Source organism: Desulfobulbaceae bacterium DB1, from assembly GCA_001914235.1.
Lineage (GTDB): Bacteria > Desulfobacterota > Desulfobulbia > Desulfobulbales > SURF-16 > DB1.
Window position 1 is genome coordinate 358738 of sequence record MQUF01000006.1, and the last position, 16559, is coordinate 375296.

The window sequence follows — 16559 nt, forward strand, 5'->3', positions numbered from 1 at the left end:
CCGCTTCTCACGCCAGACGCGCCTCTCCTTCCGCCAGGGCCATGAGTTTTTCCCGATTCAGGATCCTTATCCGGCCGCCATCGACATCAAGAATTCCCTGTTTATTCATTTTGGTCAAAATCCGCGAAAGCGTCTCAGGTATCGTCCCCAGCAAACTTGCCAGTTGGGTCTTGGAGACGGCAAGTTCGACATTCGTGTCATCCTCCCCCTTTTCACCAGCCAGCAGAACATAGGCAGCCAGCCGCCCCGGCACCTCTTTTAAGGACAATGCTTCGATCATATGGGTAAATTGCTTCAATCTGAAGGAAAGCGTCGCCAGCATATTCATGGCAAGGGAGGGATGCTCTCCGATCAATTCCACAAAGGCCTTGCGGGGAAAAAAGAAAAGCCGGCTTTTTTCCAGCGCCATGGCATTGGCCGGATATGACGATCCGGTAAAAACAGCAACCTCGGCAAAAGGTTCCCCCGGCCCCAGGATATGCAGAATTTGCTCCTTCCCGTCAATGGACAACTTGAAAATCTTGATCCTTCCACTGACGATGACAAAAAAGCCGTTCCCGGGATCCCCTTCGGAAAAAAGAAGTTTCCCGCGCGGCACCTCCTGATCGACCACGATCATGGCCAGTTCATCATAATGATCACCGCGCATTCCCTTGAAAAGCGGTATCTGGGCAATATACTCACTGATTTTTTTCATTTTCCTCCTCATCGGTCATGGTAAAGGCCAGGACACCTTCGGCAAACGGGTCCAGCCACACCATCACCCTCGTTCGCTTTTCCCCAGCCTTCCCGGTAACGGCTGCCGTAAGAAAAATCCCCTTCCCCTCTTTTTGCAGACCATTGATCCGTATCTCGTTAAAACCGGGCAACCTTGGACCGCACCAGGCCTTTTTGACGGCCTCCTTGGCCGACCATATGCAGGTCAGGGCGGTACGGCTCCCGTAAATTTCGCTTATCGGCCGCACGATCTCATCTTCCGCCGGGGTGACGAATCGTTCCCGCACTCTCTCAACCGTCGGGGTGACATACTGGATATCAATCCCGCAGGAAACCGTCGAGCACAGCGCAGCCGCCCAATTGCCGCTGTGTGATATGGAAATATGGGATTGTCGCTTCACCGGGTCCTTCTCCCGCCAGGAAACAGAGGGTTTGCCGGCCTGGTCGGCGGCTATTTCCAGCCGGCGAAAATCCATCATGCCGGGGGAAAAAGTTTGCCCCCCTTTTCTTATTTGCCATGCAGCGTATTTGGCGGCAATTCGTCCGCCCAGCCACTCCAATTTCCTTTTGTCATAACGAAACAATGAAAATTTTTCTTTTTCCTTGTCGGAGAGGCAGGTTGCGACAATGCCTTGCGGGCCGTCATCGCCAACCTGCCGCCCTAACAGGTCGAGATTAACCAGCACGATGGAAAATGGTCGAGGACATGCATGCAGGGAGTCGCAATCGCCTTTGATATCGTCTGTTACATCGCAAATCATGCCGTTTTTATTTTTTCTTTGTGAGGCCGTCATCTTTATGGTTATAGTGGCTGAAGCCGTTGTCCAATCTTTTTTTACCGGATCGCCACTATGTCACTTCTCGATGCCATTGTCATTATTTTGCTCGTCATTTTCCTTGCCCGGGGAATTTGGACAGGACTTGTTCGCCAGATAGCTTCCATCGCCGCGCTGATCATCGGATTTGTCATTGCCGGTCGCTATTACGGCGAATCGGCCGGGTTCGTCACCCCTTTTATCAGCAATCAACAGGCAGGATTCTTTGTCGCCTATTTGCTTCTCTTTGCCGCCTCTTTCGGGGCCGTCATTCTCCTCGGCCTCTTTCTCAAGCAGGTAATAAATCTTTCCCTGCTCGGCTGGTTTGACAAATTGCTGGGTGGGGTCCTGGGCCTGGCCAAAGCCGTTCTGCTCTCCTGCCTGCTTATCATGGGACTTGCTCTTTTTATTTCCGGCGCTAATCCCTTTTTCCGCAACTCCTTGTGCTATCCTTATCTGGAAAACAGCTCCCGCATGCTGCTTGCCCTTATCAAGGACCAGGATCTGCGCAACAACCTTATGCCCCGCCGGCCCGCCATCTCAACGTTTCTGCAAACCCCGGTAAAGCTTGGCAAGCAGGACGGGGGAAACGCCAAGTAAAAATCCGGCGATGACGATCTGATTCAGAAGGGTCGTTTTCAAAATGCCCAGCCGTTCCCAACGACGGCCGGAGGTGATGACCGCATCGGCCAGAATCACGATTTTTCCTTTTCTCCGCAGTCTGCGCACCAAGCTGAAGTCTTCCATGATGGGCAGATCAGCATATCCCCCGAGCTCATGGAATGTCGTCGCCCGCATGAAAAGCCCCTGGTCGCCATAGGGAAGCTTGAGCAATCGCGAACGCAGATTGGCCAATCGAGCAATCCAATGGATATTTCTCCGGAGTGAGTCAATCCTCAGTTGAAAAGCCCCTGCCACGAATTCATGGCCTTGCATGACATGCAGGACAGGCTTGAAAAAGCCGGCAGGCAGGATTGTGTCCCCGTGGAGAAAAAGCAGTATCTCGCCCTTTGCCGCTTCGGCCCCTTTATTCAATTGCGCTGCCCTTCCCCTGTCGCTCGTCAGCACCGTAACACCGAGTTTGCTTGCGATTCCAGGCGAATCATCCGTGCTGCCGCCATCCACGACAAGTATTTCCACCTGCTTCTCATGACTGAGAGCCGCAAGTGTCGCAGGGAGCCGTTCCGCCTCATTGTACACCGGAATAATGATGGAAACGGCAGGAAGATCGTTGCTCTCCACCCCCTTACCCATCGGTCACCTGCGGGAAAGCTGCTGCAGACTGCAATAAATCCGTCAGATCCTCCGGCCGATCAATGTCGGCAAGTGGGGTCAGATAGGCGAGCGAAAGGCCGCTGTTTATGGCATGAGCACTTGTTTCCCGCAGTACCGTTTCCGTCCCCCAAGACACATTTTCCCACAGGCAATTCGCCTGTTGCCTGAGTCCGATGAGGTAGTATCCGCCGTCAAGGGCCGGGCCGATCACCACGTCGGCATGCTGTAATTGATGAAACGCCTCGGCCATGATTTCCGCCGTGAGATATGGGCAGTCGGCTCCGATAACAACAATTTTCCCCCATCCCTCGGCAAAGGCGTTGTTGGTGGCCGACTGCAATCGCTTTCCCAAATCTCCTTTGCACTGGCGGCGAAGCCGAAACTCGGCAGGCACCCAGTGCCGCACCTCCGTATCATGCCCTCCGCTATAATGCACTTGCACCTCCACATCTCTTTTTTCCCTGATTTCTCGTGCAAGTGCAAACATGTATTCCGTCATGCGCCGCTGCAATCGTGCCGCCCCCTGTTCACCCAATAACGGAATCAGGCGGGTTTTGGCCGAGCCGGGTTGCGGAAACCGGGTAAATAGTATTAGCAATTCCTGTGAATAATTTGATAATGACATCAGTCGATTTTTTTTCAGGCTTGTTCCGCGCACCCGCCAATTTTACGAAATGCGCGGCAATTGACAGCAGGCCTTTGCTATTCTCCATTCCGGATTTCAGTAATACATGAAAACAAAGCGCAAAAAAAACAAAAAACCGGATCCCCTTTCTTACCGTGAAAGAAGCTACCGCCAATCGGTGGACGCCGCAGGTTTGACCCCGTCCCGCGTCACCGTTTGCGAAACAGATCTGTTCATTCTTGCCGACTGCGAGGTCCGTGATCTCGCCACCCGCCTGGTGTTGCATTACAGATCCCAATTGGAAGGGTATATTGCCAGAAACCCCGCTTTTCTCCACACCCTCTCTCCCCTGCCGATCGACCCCACCGCCTGCCCGCTCGTCAAGGCAATGATGAAAGCGGCACATGATGCCGGCGTCGGCCCCATGGCCGCCGTGGCCGGGGCAATAGCGGAGTTTGTCGGCCGCGATATATTACAATCAGGCTGCAGCAAAGAAATCATCATCGAAAATGGCGGGGACATCTTCCTGAGCAGAACGAGGACCAGTTCCGTCGCTATTTATGCAGGCAGCTCTCCGCTCAGCAACAGGGTGGGCATCAAAATTTCGCCGGCCATGATGCCGCTCGGTATCTGTACCTCATCCGGCACCATCGGCCATTCCCTCAGTCTTGGACAGGCGGATTCGGTAACCGTTTTAGCGCCATCCACACCGTTAGCCGATGCGGCGGCAACACGACTCGGCAATGAAATGAAAGGGAAAAACGCTGTCCACCATGCCATCGAGGCAGCAAAAACCTTGCCTGGATTAACGGGCGTCGTCATCGTGCAGGATGATCACCTCGGGGTGTGGGGTGAGATAGAGCTGATTCCACTGGGCGCTTAAAGACTGCCTGTGACCGCCCAGTGCCGGTCGCTTACCTGCTTCAGGGTGAAATGGCTCAGCCCCGCCTTTTGCAGCTGCTGCCCCACCTCGCTCATGGTATAGGACGCCAGCAGTGAATGAAAAAAATCATGTTGCAGAATCTCCGGCTCATTTCCGGAATAGCGACAGACTATTGCTTTCGCCTCCGCCTCTGTTTCAGGCCGCAGCAGGTCGACGACCAGCACACGACAATCTTTTTTGCCGTGCCGTTTCACGGCATGCCATAAATCATCCGGGTCGGCGAGATGGTGCAGGAGACTGTTGGACAGGATCACCTCGTATGCATTATCCCCCAGCCTGTCGGTCGGGATTGTCGCCTGAACGAATTGCACCCTTTCCCCTAACCCTTGCCGGGAAACGGCATTTCTGGCAAAATCGAGCATTTTTCCCGCGCCGTCAACCCCAAGGCAACCGCACGCCGGGTACGCCCTGGCAAATCTGACGAGAATGTCTCCTGGCCCGCACCCCAGATCAAGTATTGTTCCCTGAACATGTTTTTCCGGAAAGGCTGAACGGAATATTTCCAGGAAGCGGCTGTTCGGCTCCTCAAAATCAGCATTGGCATAGGCGGCAACCTGGCCGGCCTCATCCATCAACTCCGGTTCATTCCTTCTTTTCATCCCGCGCCCCGGTTTTCAGATGCGGTCCCACCTGTTTCCCGCAAAAGTTCCTTGAAAAAAATAATGGAGGGATAGGTGCGGGAATAAACCACCGGCCGTGTGCTGCTCGACTTTGCCACATAGATCAGGTTGCTGATTCCGTATGTGTCGGCGCTGGCCAGCACCTGCTCGTTATCATCGGCCAGCAGGGACTTCTTTTTATCGAATTCGATAAAAGCATGTAATTTCTCCCAGAAGAGCGGTTCTTCTTTTGCCACCCCGACATCTTCCGAGCAGACGATTTTATCAAAATAATTTTCGATTTCCGTTTTTTGCATCTTTATGGAAATTGTCTTGCTATGGGCATTTGTCACCAAATAAATTTTTTTGCCGAGATTCCGACAATATTCCAAAAAATCAATGACATAAGGATGCACCTGTATAAGATGATGCAGTCGTAATTTCATCAGAGCGATGTCAAGGCCCAATTCCTTTGACCAGTAATTAATGTCCGTCCACTCCAAGGTTCCTTCACGGCTTTTGTATTTCCGCATCAATTCTTCATGGGCTTGCCAAAAATCGATGTTATTTTCTTTCGCATAGATCTCAGGGACATGTTCTTCCCAGAAATAATCATCAAAATGACGATCAAGCAAAGTCCCGTCCATGTCCAGCATGACCGTGTCAATGCTTTGCCAGTTGATCAGCGGTTCTATTTTTTTTCCAAGCATCATGTCGCCGTCATCGTAAAAAATCGGCAATGGATTGTTGCCCGATTTTTTCTTGGTAAATTGTCCGCAACAGTCCCTCTACCTCATTTTCCTCGCCCGGCATTAACAAAAAACCGGGAATTCGTTCTGCTCGCAGAACCTTTGCCTTTGCCTCTTTGACCCTTTCCTTTTTCCGCAGCTGATTCAGCAAGTCGCTGTTTTTCGCGTCATCACACAATACAAAAAGGATATCGATGAGGTTGCCCCACATTTGTCCTTGGCCGAGATGTTCAATCAGCTGCATGACAACGGTGTTTAATGTCACAATCCTTTCAGGCAGGGTGGATGCTCCGCTCGCAGCGCAATCTGTCCGGGATGCAAAACTTCTGCAGGAAAACGGCCTGACCCGGTATATTTCGCATATGTCCCCGTGAAGGAAGGGACAGCTGCCGATGTTCCAGTTCGCATCCTCATCATCCCCGGCAGCTTCCTTGCCCAGGCAAAGTCGGGCAAATCCGTTCGTCGTTCTTTTTACTCTTCCAACCCCTTCATTTCGTTCTAATTGCTGAACAAACCACTGACTTTTTTTCTCGTTCACCATGTGGTCAATGATATTTTCCGCCTCAAGTTCGCTGACCATCACATTATTCGTGCAGCAGGCGGCACAGCCTTTCCGGCAGAAAAATTTTTCCTTGTGCAGCCATTCATCGTACTTGTGATAAATAACCTGGAGAATTTCTCGGTGCGCATTATTCATTTCTTTTTTCTCTTAAAACCTCGGCCGGGACAAAACGCAGGCTGAGCCAGACAAGAATTGCCGCCAGGGTCGCATCGTCAATCAATCCGAACAGCGGAAATATATCGGGGACAAGATCCTGCGGAAACAGAAGATAGACAAGGGCAAGCAGCACAAAAAACCGAGCCGTCCACGGAGTTCTTTTATCGCCTATGACTTTCAGGTAAAAAAGGATTTTCTGAAACAGGCCCTTCATTTCAGACGTCAACCCCTTTTATAAGTCGACCGATTGATGGTATTTCATTGTCAGCCAGATACTTTTCCAGCCCGGCAACCAGCTTCCCGGAGATGGACGGAGTAACGAGATTCGCCGTTCCTACCTGCACTGCCGTTGCGCCGGCCAACAAAAACTCAATGACGTCTTCAACCGTCGCTATTCCCCCGATGCCGATTACCGGAATTTTCACCTGCCGGGCAACCTGCCAGACCATCCGCACCGCTATCGGTTTAATCGCCGGGCCCGACAATCCGCCGACCACATTGGCGAGTTTCGGCTTTCTGGTTTTTACATCTATTGCCATTCCCAACAGGGTATTAATGAGTGAAACCGCGGTGGCGCCGCCCTGCTCCGCGGCAACGGCCATGGAAACAATATCGGTGACATTGGGCGAAAGCTTGATGAAAACCGGTTTTGTGCTGTGTGCACAGACATTTTTTGTTACGGCATGAACCATTTTGGCATCCGTACCAAATGCGACGCCCCCATGCTTGACATTCGGACAGGAAATATTGACCTCAATGGCATCAATGCCGTCCTCCGCGCTCAATATTTCGGCAAGCCGGCAATACTCCTCAATCGTATCTCCTAAAATATTCACCACCACAGCGCAATGCAGCTTGGCCAAAAAGGGAATTTTTTCTTTAATGAAAGAATCCACCCCGCCGTTTTCCAGGCCGATGGCATTCAGCATTCCACAGGATGTTTCAACAACCCGCGGCGGGGGATTTCCTGCTTTGGGATGCAGGGACACCCCTTTGACGACAATGCCCCCCAAGGCATCCAAGTCGACAAAATCCGCGAATTCCGCCCCATAGCCAAAGGTGCCGGAGGCCGTCATGATCGGGTTTCTTAATGGCAAGCCGCCAAGCTTCACCCGCAGCTCCGGTTTCATCATGCCCATATTTGCTCTGCCTCGAAAACCGGCCCCTCTTTACATACGTGGAGATATTTTTTTTCTTTTGCCGCACCGGCACCACTGACGGCACAGCCCAGGCAGGCCCCGATTCCACATGCCATGTGCGATTCCAACGAAACTTGACAATTGACCCCATGACAGCGACAAAGCTGTGCGACCTTGTGCATCATCACATGGGGGCCACAGCAATAGACCTGCATTTCTTTCTTTTTGTCAATATCTGCGGCAAGCAGCTCGGTGACAAAACCATGATGCCCGGCACTGCCGTCATCCGTTGCAATTTTGACTTCAATATCCGGCACATCGCAAATCGCCCTGAAATTATCTGATTCACTGGCCGTGCGGGCGCCCACCAGCGCCACCACATGAGCCCCGGCCATTTCCCCCCGGATTGTTTCCGCCAAAAACTGCAGTGGTGCCACTCCCATTCCACCGCCGACAAGATAATGAACCTTTGCCTTTTCCGACAGCCTGAATCCATTCCCCAGGGGGCCGAGCACATCCACCGTGCCGGCATTCGTCATCCGGGACAAGTGGTCGGTGCCCCGGCCGATAATTTTGAAAATGATGGTCAAAATGTCGCCGCTGATGCGATGCACAGAGAAAGGACGGCGCAGCAACGGATCATCACATCGTTCGCCTGACGCCTTCACCATGACAAACTGGCCAGGCCGGGCTGCCGCGCATATCTCCCTGCTTCGCACCGCCAGTGTGCAAATATCTCGCACACAGCGAATATCATCAACCGGAACCTGCTGTTCAAATTGTTTTCCAACCACCATTTTCATCACAAATCACTCTGCATCGAAGTCAGCAATTTATGGATTCGCTCCAGGTCATCCAATGAATAATATTCAATTTCGATTTTTCCCCGCGCCCCACTCTGGACAATCCGGCTTTTGCTGCCCAGCATTCTCCCGACCTCATCAGCAAGGGCCAGACAATAGGCCTCAGGGATTGGTTTATTCCCTTGCTGTTTTTTTGCTGCGGCCTTCTTGCCGGTCCCGCTCTTTTGACTGGCGACAATTTTTTCCGTTTGCCGCACCGACAAGCCCTGACTGATGATACTATCACGCAATTCCCGGAACTGATTTGCATCATCTATGGCAAGCATGACCCTGGCGTGGCCCATGCTCAATCGATTTTCGACAACATCGGTTTTCGCGTAGTCCGGCAACTGCAACAGCCGCATAATATTGGCAACCGTCGATCTTTCCTTGCCCACCTTCTGCGCCACCTCGTCCTGGGTCAGTTGAAACTCATCAATGAGCCGCTTATAGGCAACCGCTTCCTCAATGGGATTGAGGTTCTGGCGTTGAATATTTTCAATCAACGCAAGTTCAAGCCTGTCTTCCGGAGTTGCCTGTTTGACGATGACCGGCACCTCGTCAAGACCGATCCGTTTCGCTGCCCGCAGCCGTCGCTCTCCGGCAATCAGCTCATAACCACCATCGCTTTCAAGTTCGCGGACAACAAGGGGCTGCAGAATGCCCTTTTCCCGTATTGATTCAGCCAGCTGCGTAAGCGCAGCATCATCCATTTCCCGTCGCGGCTGATACGGGTTGGGGCTGATCAAGGAAACCGGGCAACGAAAAAACTCTTTTTTTTCGTCGTCAATTTCCAGGGAGCCGGACAAGAGCGAGCCTAAACCCCGCCCCAATCTATCGCCGTTTTTCATGACAATCCTTTCATCTTCAGCAGCCGGCGCATCACGCAGCCTGCCTTTTAATAAACTCTTTGCCGAGATTCATATAGCTCAACGCCCCAACCGACCGGGCGTCATATTCCATGACCGGCTTGCCGTAACTCGGACATTCACTCAAACGAACATTGCGCGGAATAACCGTCTTGTAAACCTTTTCCTGGAAATGCTGCTTGACCTCTTTCGCCACCTGGAATGTTAATCTGTTGCGCCGGTCATACATGGTAAGAACCAGCCCTTCTATGTTCAGTCTTTTATTGTAGGAGCGCTTGACGAGACGAATCGTCCGGATAAGCTGACTCAATCCCTCCAAGGCGAAATATTCACACTGAAGCGGGATTATGACCGAATCAGCTGCTGTCAATGCATTTAATGTCAGAAGTCCCAGGGACGGAGGGCAATCGACAAAGACATACTCATATGATTCCAGCAGCGGTTCCAGCAATTTTGCCAGATACTGCTCCCGCTGCATGGCTGACATCAGCTCAACCTCCACCCCGATTAAATCGATGTGGGTCGGCAAGACGTGGAGGTTCTCCAGACAACTCGACTGTTTGATGCTTTTCACCACCTGATCTCTGTCAAGATAGCAATGATACAGATGCCTCTCCATTCCCTTGACGCTCACCCCAAGACCGCTTGATGCATTGCCCTGGGGATCCGAATCAACAACCAGCACCTTATGACCGATCTTGGCCAAGGCTGCCGCCAGGTTAACTGTTGTGGTCGTTTTACCCACCCCACCCTTCTGGTTTGCCAATGCAACAATTTTCCCTCTTGCCATTTCTCCCCACCCCTTCAACTCCAAACAAGTTATCCTTAACCACCAAATGGCCCCGCGTTCACACCAACACAACGCCGAGCGTTCCATTCTTTTTTACCGGATCAACCCGTCTTCCACAAGTGCAATTTTTGATTTCGATTTTCCAGCGTCATAGCCCAAACGCACTTGCCCCTTGTTCGCCCAGGTCGAGACAAACGACAATCCAATTGTTCCACGTGGAACAATTGGATTATTTTGTTTAAATATCAAGAAGTTAAAAGAGAAGAAACAAGTTCCGCAGTGCGAATCATGTGATGGAGCGAGATGGATTCCGAGGTTGAGTGGACATGTTCCATGCCGATGCCGAGGATGGCAAAAGGGATCCCGGCGGCATTGAATATATTGGCATCACTGCCGCCGCCGGCAACAATAAAATCGAGCGATCTGGACAAAGCGGTTGCTGCCTGACGAGCACGAATAACGGGCAGACTCGTGTCGAAAAGCCGCATAACAGGGTATTGTTGCGGTGCCTGGAAAACAAGTGACGGCTTGACTGAAACAAGATGATACGGATCGTGCCAGGCATCGACCGCCCCGGCAAAGATCTCGCGATACAAATCAAGGTAATGGCGCAATCTTGCGGCATCATGGCTACGAATTTCTCCATCGACGCGAACGTATGCCGGCACAATATTGGTCGCGGTGCCACCCGTAATAATACCGACATTGGCGGTGGAAACATCATCCAGTTGTCCCATGGGAAGATTGGCCACAGCATGGGCGGCGATTTGAATTGCATTAATCCCGTAACGGGGCCGCAGACCGGCATGAGAGGCGAAACCATGAATTTCGGCAATAATTGCGTGAGAGGCGGGAGCACCGACAACAACGTTGTCGATACCGGTGGAATCAAGGGCGTACCCGTAAACAGAACGCAGCAGGCCACAGTCAAAGGCCTTGGCCCCGAGCAACCCGATCTCCTCACAGGTGGTAAAGAGAAGCTCAAGCGGGGCAAACGCAATATTCTGTTCCCGCAAACTCAGAATCGTTTCGATGAGAACCGCTATGCCGGCCTTGTCATCCCCGCCCAGCACGGTTTGTCCGTCGCTGAAAAAAACATCATTTATCTTTCGCACTTTAACGCCGATACAGGGATTGATCACATCAAGGTGGCAGTTAAAACAGACAGGGGCAAGATCGTCTCTGCCACCGGCAAAACGGACGATGATATTTCCGGTATCAGATCCGGTAAGAGGCGATGAATTATCGACAAAAATGGAATCAGCGCCCATCCCGGCAAAAAGATCCCGCAAAAAGGCGGCAAGCATAGCCTCGCGACGGGAAGGGCTGTCAATTTCACACAGGGTGACAAAGTGATGTGAAAGTCTTTCGGCATTAATCAGCATAAAACATTTACGGCAGAGAATTCATTGATTGCAGCAAAGAAACTTCCATCGCTCTGACCGGACACACGGTAACACAAAGACCGCAACCGGTACACTTGTCAGGGTCAAACAAAACAGCCATATCCGGCCGTCTGACATAAAGGGCTCCTGTGGGGCATATACCAGTACAGGCGCCGCACTGAAAACATTTATCGTCATCACGCCGGATTATGGTCGATAAGGACTCGATCTTGACGCCGAAACCACGAAGATAATCGAGTGCTTCCCGGACATTATTCTTGTGCCCCAACAACTCAAGCACCATCAACCCTTCATGTTGCGGCAAGATGGTGGCCTTGAGAATATTGAATTCAACACCATACTGACCTACTAATTTGCAGATAATCGGCTTGTCACTGGTTTCCTTGGGGAATCGTAAAACATAAATTCGTGAATACATAAAACACCTCGTGAGAAAAAAAGAATTAAATTCTAGTTAAACGGATAACAAAAACAATGCAAGTATTCTCTGCATGGTGTGACAAGAGAAAAAAACAAAGACCGACACCCATGGAATAGAAAAACATTTGGCTTGCCGTGACGAAGAAGGTATAGAGTCTCGCAGAACAATTTCAGCTTGCTGCGCATGGCTCACTGACCTGGCGCGCAACATCAGCCGAATTTTCTCAGACGAGCCGCCAAACGCAGGCCGGGAAAGCGAACCATCCTGCTGAAACAGGAACCATGAATAGAAAATTCTATCGCCAACAAACGGAAATGAGAAATAAAAAAGACACGTACATCAGCAAAGAAGATTTTATCAAAGTAATAGCTGATTTCATCGAAATGGGCCACATCGAAAACATTGCCGCTATGTTTCGGCAAGATAAAGAGAACTATCTGTTGTGCGGTGACCTTATCAGCGATGAGCGATATATGGTGCGAATCGGCATGGCAGTGCTTTTTGAAGAATTGTCCCGCTGCAATCCGCACGACCTGCCACTGGCGATTCCCTCGCTGCGTGCCAAACTGCGGTCTGAAACAAATTATGTTCGCGGTGATGCCGCGACACTTCTCGGAATAATCGGAACAGACGAGGCTCGAGAACCACTGAAAAGTCTGCTCAATGATCCTGACCGACAAGTCGTGGAAATCGTACAGGATATCCTTTCATGCCCTTGAATACCGAAAAAAAAGGGGAAAGAGATAAGATGAAAGAGGGGGTAACCGGACACAAGTAAACAGTATGTGGGGCACGACAACCGCAGCCGGATGAAAAAATGCTCCTTAAAAAGACACAAAATAAGTTATAATTAAGGCAAACAAGATAATTGACTTCCGAGGAAAGCACAAAAATTCCATGCGAATATTGCAGATAAACACAGACAATCCCCAACAGCGCCTCATTGATCAAGCAGTTGAAGCGCTGCGGCAAGGAGCGATCATCGCCTACCCCACCGATACGGTTTACGGGATAGGATGCGACATTTTTAACCAGAAGGCCGTTAAAAAAATCTACCAGATAAAAAAAAGAGACAAGGCAAAGCCATTCAGCTTTATTTGTGCGGATTTAAAAGATGTCAGTCAATACTGTTTTCTTTCGAACACAGCGTACAAGTTGATGAAAAAATCCTTACCCGGTCCCTATACCTTCGTGCTTCCAGCTATGAAAATAGTACCGAAAATCATGATGACCAAACAGAAAACAGTCGGCATACGTGTGCCGGACAACAACATCTGCCGTTATCTGGTCAACTCGCTGGGCAACCCGTTGTTGACAACGACGGCAAGCTGCGAGGAGGAAAGAGACCCACTGGATGCGTATGATGTGGAAAACAATCTGGGCAACCTGGTTGATTTGATCATAGACAGTCCCTGCCCCCCGCCCGCCCCTTCAAGCGTCATTTCATTAGTTACGGAGTTGCCCGAAATTTTGCGTTTCGGCAAGGGAGATACCGCGCTCTTTTTAGGTTGAAAGCGATCATCTTCACCCTTTTTTAGTTGAATTATGAACAAGAACCAATGGCTCCTTGATCGATTTACTCATGGTGAAATGTACACTTTTACGGGAGGATATATGCATCACCTCCGAAGTTCGGGGGTTCTTCGTGGTTCTTGATTTGCGCTCACGAACACTCAAACTGCCAAAGCCGCGTATCTCAACCCTTCTGCCGTCATGCAGAGCGTCGGAAATTGAATCCAATATAATATCAACAACCTGATTCACATCCTTTTTCAAATGACCGTTGATCTGATCAGAAACGGCATTTACCAAATCGCGTTTAAGCATAGTGAAATTCCTGAAGCAACTCAATTAATTACGATGATTTCGTGAGGGGAAGGATTCTACAAGATGCTAATGAAGGAAGAACCGTTAATGACCATACGACCATTCAAAGGACAATAAAGGGTGTGACGCGGTTGCTTGGCGGAAAAAAGCCCCGAATTTGTTCTCCGCAAGCAACTTCATCAACGACAACCGGTCTTCTTCCGGATAAATCAAAGACGGGACTGCGTCTTCATATCCCGCCAGTTTCGCCGCCAGTGTGACCGCATCATTAAAATTTCCAAAATCATCAATCAAGCCGAGCTGTTTTGCTGTTTCACCGGAAAAAATCCGTCCATCAGCGACCCGGCGCACTTTCTCCATATCCAACTTTCTGCTGGCGGCAATGTCTTTGATAAATTGCTGATGCACTTCGTCTATCAAATTCTGCAGTAATTGTCTCTCGGCTACGGAAAGGGGTCTGCTGGGAGAGCCGATATCTTTCATCTCCCCACTTTTTATAACCTCGTCCTTATAGCCGATTTTCTGAAATATCTGCTCGAGATTGGGAAATTTCAAGATAACGCCCATACTGCCGGTCAAGGTGCCGGGACTGGCGAGAATTTTTCCAGCCCCCAATGCGGCATAAAAGCCCCCTGAGGCGGCAACGGATCCCATGGAAGCAACAACAGGCTTGACAGCATTGACCTTGGAAATCTCGTGAAAAATCTCCTGGGAAGCGCCGACAGCGCCACCAGGACTGTCGATTCGCACAACAATGGCCTTAATCGATTTCGAGCGAGAGAACCGTGACAGTTGATTGATAGCGGTTTCAGCATCAGCAATAACACCCTTCAGCTGGACAACTCCGATCTCAACACTATTTGAACTGAATAAATCTGATGTATCAACATGACGATTCATCGATGAAACAAAAAAGGTTATTCCAAACCAGAAGAAAACACTGATCATCCCCAGGATAAAAAAACCTGTAATGAGTGGGTGCTTCTGGCGGAATAACCTTTCTTGCGACATAAAAGAAACCGGAAGAATGGTGAACTATTCTTCTTCCCGACGTTCTTGATTATCAAGCTCTTCCTTCAACAGGTCGCCCAAAGTAGAAGGACCGGATGATGCCTGGAATTTCTTGTAATCCTCGAGTTTCAGTTCTTCACCGTCATCCGACATTGCCTTAACGGAAAGACCGATTTTACGATCCTTGGCAGAAACACTGATAACCTTGGTTTCAATTGTGTCTCCGACATTATACATACCGACTGGCGTATTGACTTTGTCTTTGCTGATCTCAGAAACATGAACAAGGCCCTCGACTCCTTCTTCAACCTCGACAAAGATACCAAAATCAGTCACATTGGTAATTTTTCCTTGAACAAGGGCGCCGACAGGATATTTTTCAATGGCCTGCTGCCAGGGATCAGGAGTCAATTGTTTGATGCCGAGTGAAAATCGCTCGTTTTCACGATCAATTTTCAAAACGACAGCCTGAATTGTCTGGCCCTTGGAATATTTTTCCGATGGATGCTTAATTCTTTCTGTCCATGAAAGATCGGAAACATGGATAAGACCGTCGATGCCTTCCTCGATCCCGATGAAAATACCGAAATCGGTAATATTTTTGATCTTTCCTTCAATAATCGAGCCGACCGGATAATTTTCCGTGACCAGATCCCAAGGATTGGGCTGCAATTGCTTCATGCCGAGGGAAATTCGTTTGGCATCGACATCAATATTCAAGATGGAAACATCAATGGCATCGCCGACGGAAACAATTTTCGAGGGATGGCGCGTCTTCTTCGACCATGACATCTCGGAAACATGAACCAGACCCTCGACACCTTCTTCAAGCTCGGCAAAAACACCGTAATCGGTAATGCTGACCACTTTTCCGACAGCACGGGAACCGACAGGATATTTATCTTCAACGGTGGACCACGGATCAGCTTTCAACTGCTTGACACCGAGAGAAACCTTATCCGTATCCTTGTCGTATTTAAGAACCTTGACCTCAATTTCCTGCCCAACCTTGAACAACTTGGAAGGATGGGAGACACGGCCCCAAGAGAGGTCCGTGATATGGCACAAACCGTCAAGGCCGCCAAGATCGATAAAGACACCGTAATCCGTAATGTTGGTAATGGAACCAACCACAACGGAACCTTCCGCAAGGGAAGAACGCATCTCATGACGAAGTTTCTGTCTTTCTTCCTCAAGAATTGCACGGCGAGAGATAACGACATTATTACGCTTCCGGTTGAACTTAAGAATCTTGAATTCATAAGTTTGACCGATCATATTATCCAGATCCTTAACCGGGCGAAGGTCAATCTGAGAATAGGGCAAAAATGCCGGTACGCCGATATCAACGGAAAGCCCGCCCTTGACGCGACTTTCAATACGGCCGTTAATGGTGCCGTCGGCCTCCTGAATACTGGCAATATCTTCCCAGACTTTGATGCCGATGGCTTTTTCCCGTGAAAGGCGAAGTCCGCCTTCTGCTTCACGCTTTTCAACAAAGACATCGAACACATCGCCGATTTGCACCTCGGCATCTTCGCCTTCGCTCCTGAACTCGCTCAGCGGAATCTCACTCTCAGACTTGTCACCGATATCAATAACGGCAAAATTGTCTGTCAATCCGATAATGGTCCCCTGAACGACATCTCCAACATTTGCAACGCTTAATTGCTCGTCATTGAAGAGCTCCGCAAAGCTCATGCCTTCTTCGATGGCGTCAAAACCATCATGTTGTTTGTTTTCTGTTACACTGTTTCCCATTAAACTTAATCCTCCTTAGCCAATTTAGAAAAAAACTTTATACCAAAGACAA

21 protein-coding genes are annotated in these 16559 nt (G+C 50.0%); 4 read left to right on the forward strand and 17 right to left on the reverse strand.

The features are described from left to right. Positions 1-7: 7 nt before the first annotated feature. Together BM485_08375 and BM485_08380 are read right to left on the reverse strand one after the other, a co-directional pair. Positions 8-697: a transcriptional regulator gene (locus BM485_08375; GenBank protein ID OKY75717.1), complete on the reverse strand. Its 690-nt coding sequence runs from the start codon at positions 695-697 to the stop codon at positions 8-10. Beyond that, positions 681-1511 (reverse strand): hypothetical protein, encoded by an 831-nt coding sequence (locus BM485_08380; GenBank protein OKY75718.1) that lies wholly within the window; start codon positions 1509-1511, stop codon positions 681-683. The genes BM485_08375 and BM485_08380 overlap by 17 nt, the downstream gene beginning before the upstream one ends. Before the next feature lie 57 nt (positions 1512-1568). Here BM485_08380 and BM485_08385 point away from each other — a divergent pair, with 57 nt between their 5' ends. Beyond that, positions 1569-2132 carry a hypothetical protein gene (locus BM485_08385; protein OKY75719.1) on the forward strand — a complete coding sequence of 188 codons (564 nt, stop codon included), beginning with the start codon at positions 1569-1571 and terminating at the stop codon, positions 2130-2132. Here the strand turns inward: BM485_08385 and BM485_08390 are convergent. Both BM485_08390 and BM485_08395 read right to left on the reverse strand, forming a co-directional pair. After that, positions 2073-2786: a glycosyltransferase gene (locus BM485_08390; protein OKY75720.1), complete on the reverse strand. Its 714-nt coding sequence runs from the start codon at positions 2784-2786 to the stop codon at positions 2073-2075. The genes BM485_08385 and BM485_08390 overlap by 60 nt on opposite strands. After that, positions 2779-3432, reverse strand: a complete 654-nt coding sequence (locus BM485_08395) for a hypothetical protein (GenBank protein OKY75721.1) — start codon at positions 3430-3432, stop codon at positions 2779-2781. Before BM485_08395 ends, BM485_08390 begins: the two co-directional genes overlap by 8 nt. A 106-nt stretch (positions 3433-3538) precedes the next feature. Between BM485_08395 and BM485_08400 the strand changes: the two genes are divergently transcribed. After that, positions 3539-4315, forward strand: a complete 777-nt coding sequence (locus tag BM485_08400) for a hypothetical protein (protein OKY75722.1) — start codon at positions 3539-3541, stop codon at positions 4313-4315. Here BM485_08400 and BM485_08405 read toward each other — a convergent pair. From BM485_08405 to BM485_08450, 10 genes are all read right to left on the reverse strand, one after another. After that, positions 4312-4974 carry an SAM-dependent methyltransferase gene (locus BM485_08405; protein ID OKY75723.1) on the reverse strand — a complete coding sequence of 221 codons (663 nt, stop codon included), beginning with the start codon at positions 4972-4974 and terminating at the stop codon, positions 4312-4314. The two genes, BM485_08400 and BM485_08405, sit on opposite strands and share 4 nt — an antisense overlap. Next, a complete protein-coding gene (locus BM485_08410) occupies positions 4971-5684 on the reverse strand; it encodes a haloacid dehalogenase (GenBank protein OKY75794.1) in 714 nt (237 codons plus the stop codon). The genes BM485_08405 and BM485_08410 overlap by 4 nt, the downstream gene beginning before the upstream one ends. A 10-nt stretch (positions 5685-5694) precedes the next feature. Continuing rightward, positions 5695-6420, reverse strand: coding sequence for a hypothetical protein (locus BM485_08415; protein ID OKY75724.1), 726 nt, complete (start codon positions 6418-6420; stop codon positions 5695-5697). Then, complete coding sequence (locus tag BM485_08420; protein OKY75725.1) at positions 6413-6655, reverse strand: hypothetical protein; 243 nt, start codon at positions 6653-6655, stop codon at positions 6413-6415. The genes BM485_08415 and BM485_08420 overlap by 8 nt, the downstream gene beginning before the upstream one ends. A gap of 1 nt (position 6656) precedes the next feature. Beyond that, positions 6657-7574: a dihydroorotate dehydrogenase B catalytic subunit gene (locus BM485_08425; protein ID OKY75795.1), complete on the reverse strand. Its 918-nt coding sequence runs from the start codon at positions 7572-7574 to the stop codon at positions 6657-6659. Beyond that, positions 7571-8377 carry a hypothetical protein gene (locus tag BM485_08430; protein OKY75796.1) on the reverse strand — a complete coding sequence of 269 codons (807 nt, stop codon included), beginning with the start codon at positions 8375-8377 and terminating at the stop codon, positions 7571-7573. Before BM485_08430 ends, BM485_08425 begins: the two co-directional genes overlap by 4 nt. A 5-nt stretch (positions 8378-8382) precedes the next feature. Further along, positions 8383-9279 (reverse strand): chromosome partitioning protein ParB, encoded by an 897-nt coding sequence (locus BM485_08435; protein ID OKY75726.1) that lies wholly within the window; start codon positions 9277-9279, stop codon positions 8383-8385. A gap of 25 nt (positions 9280-9304) precedes the next feature. Beyond that, the gene (locus BM485_08440; GenBank protein ID OKY75727.1) at positions 9305-10081 is read right to left on the reverse strand and encodes a chromosome partitioning protein ParA; all 777 of its coding nucleotides are present in this window, start codon (positions 10079-10081) and stop codon (positions 9305-9307) included. 245 nt (positions 10082-10326) lie between these two features. Then, positions 10327-11466 (reverse strand): hypothetical protein, encoded by a 1140-nt coding sequence (locus BM485_08445; GenBank protein OKY75728.1) that lies wholly within the window; start codon positions 11464-11466, stop codon positions 10327-10329. 7 nt (positions 11467-11473) lie between these two features. Further along, complete coding sequence (locus BM485_08450) at positions 11474-11905, reverse strand: (Fe-S)-binding protein (protein OKY75729.1); 432 nt, start codon at positions 11903-11905, stop codon at positions 11474-11476. 317 nt (positions 11906-12222) lie between these two features. On the opposite strand from BM485_08450, the gene BM485_08455 reads away from it, so the two are divergent. Both BM485_08455 and BM485_08460 read left to right on the forward strand, forming a co-directional pair. After that, positions 12223-12627, forward strand: coding sequence for a hypothetical protein (locus BM485_08455; protein ID OKY75797.1), 405 nt, complete (start codon positions 12223-12225; stop codon positions 12625-12627). A 178-nt stretch (positions 12628-12805) separates the two neighbouring features. Next, positions 12806-13420 carry a threonylcarbamoyl-AMP synthase gene (locus BM485_08460; protein OKY75730.1) on the forward strand — a complete coding sequence of 205 codons (615 nt, stop codon included), beginning with the start codon at positions 12806-12808 and terminating at the stop codon, positions 13418-13420. A gap of 12 nt (positions 13421-13432) precedes the next feature. Here BM485_08460 and BM485_08465 read toward each other — a convergent pair whose 3' ends face one another. The 3 genes from BM485_08465 to BM485_08475 all read right to left on the reverse strand — a co-directional run bounded on the left by BM485_08465 (position 13433) and on the right by BM485_08475 (position 16507). Continuing rightward, positions 13433-13735 carry an integration host factor subunit beta gene (locus BM485_08465; GenBank protein OKY75731.1) on the reverse strand — a complete coding sequence of 101 codons (303 nt, stop codon included), beginning with the start codon at positions 13733-13735 and terminating at the stop codon, positions 13433-13435. Between the two features lie 84 nt (positions 13736-13819). Further along, positions 13820-14746 (reverse strand): hypothetical protein, encoded by a 927-nt coding sequence (locus tag BM485_08470; protein OKY75732.1) that lies wholly within the window; start codon positions 14744-14746, stop codon positions 13820-13822. 24 nt (positions 14747-14770) lie between these two features. Continuing rightward, complete coding sequence (locus BM485_08475) at positions 14771-16507, reverse strand: 30S ribosomal protein S1 (GenBank protein ID OKY75733.1); 1737 nt, start codon at positions 16505-16507, stop codon at positions 14771-14773. Positions 16508-16559: the final 52 nt, after the last annotated feature.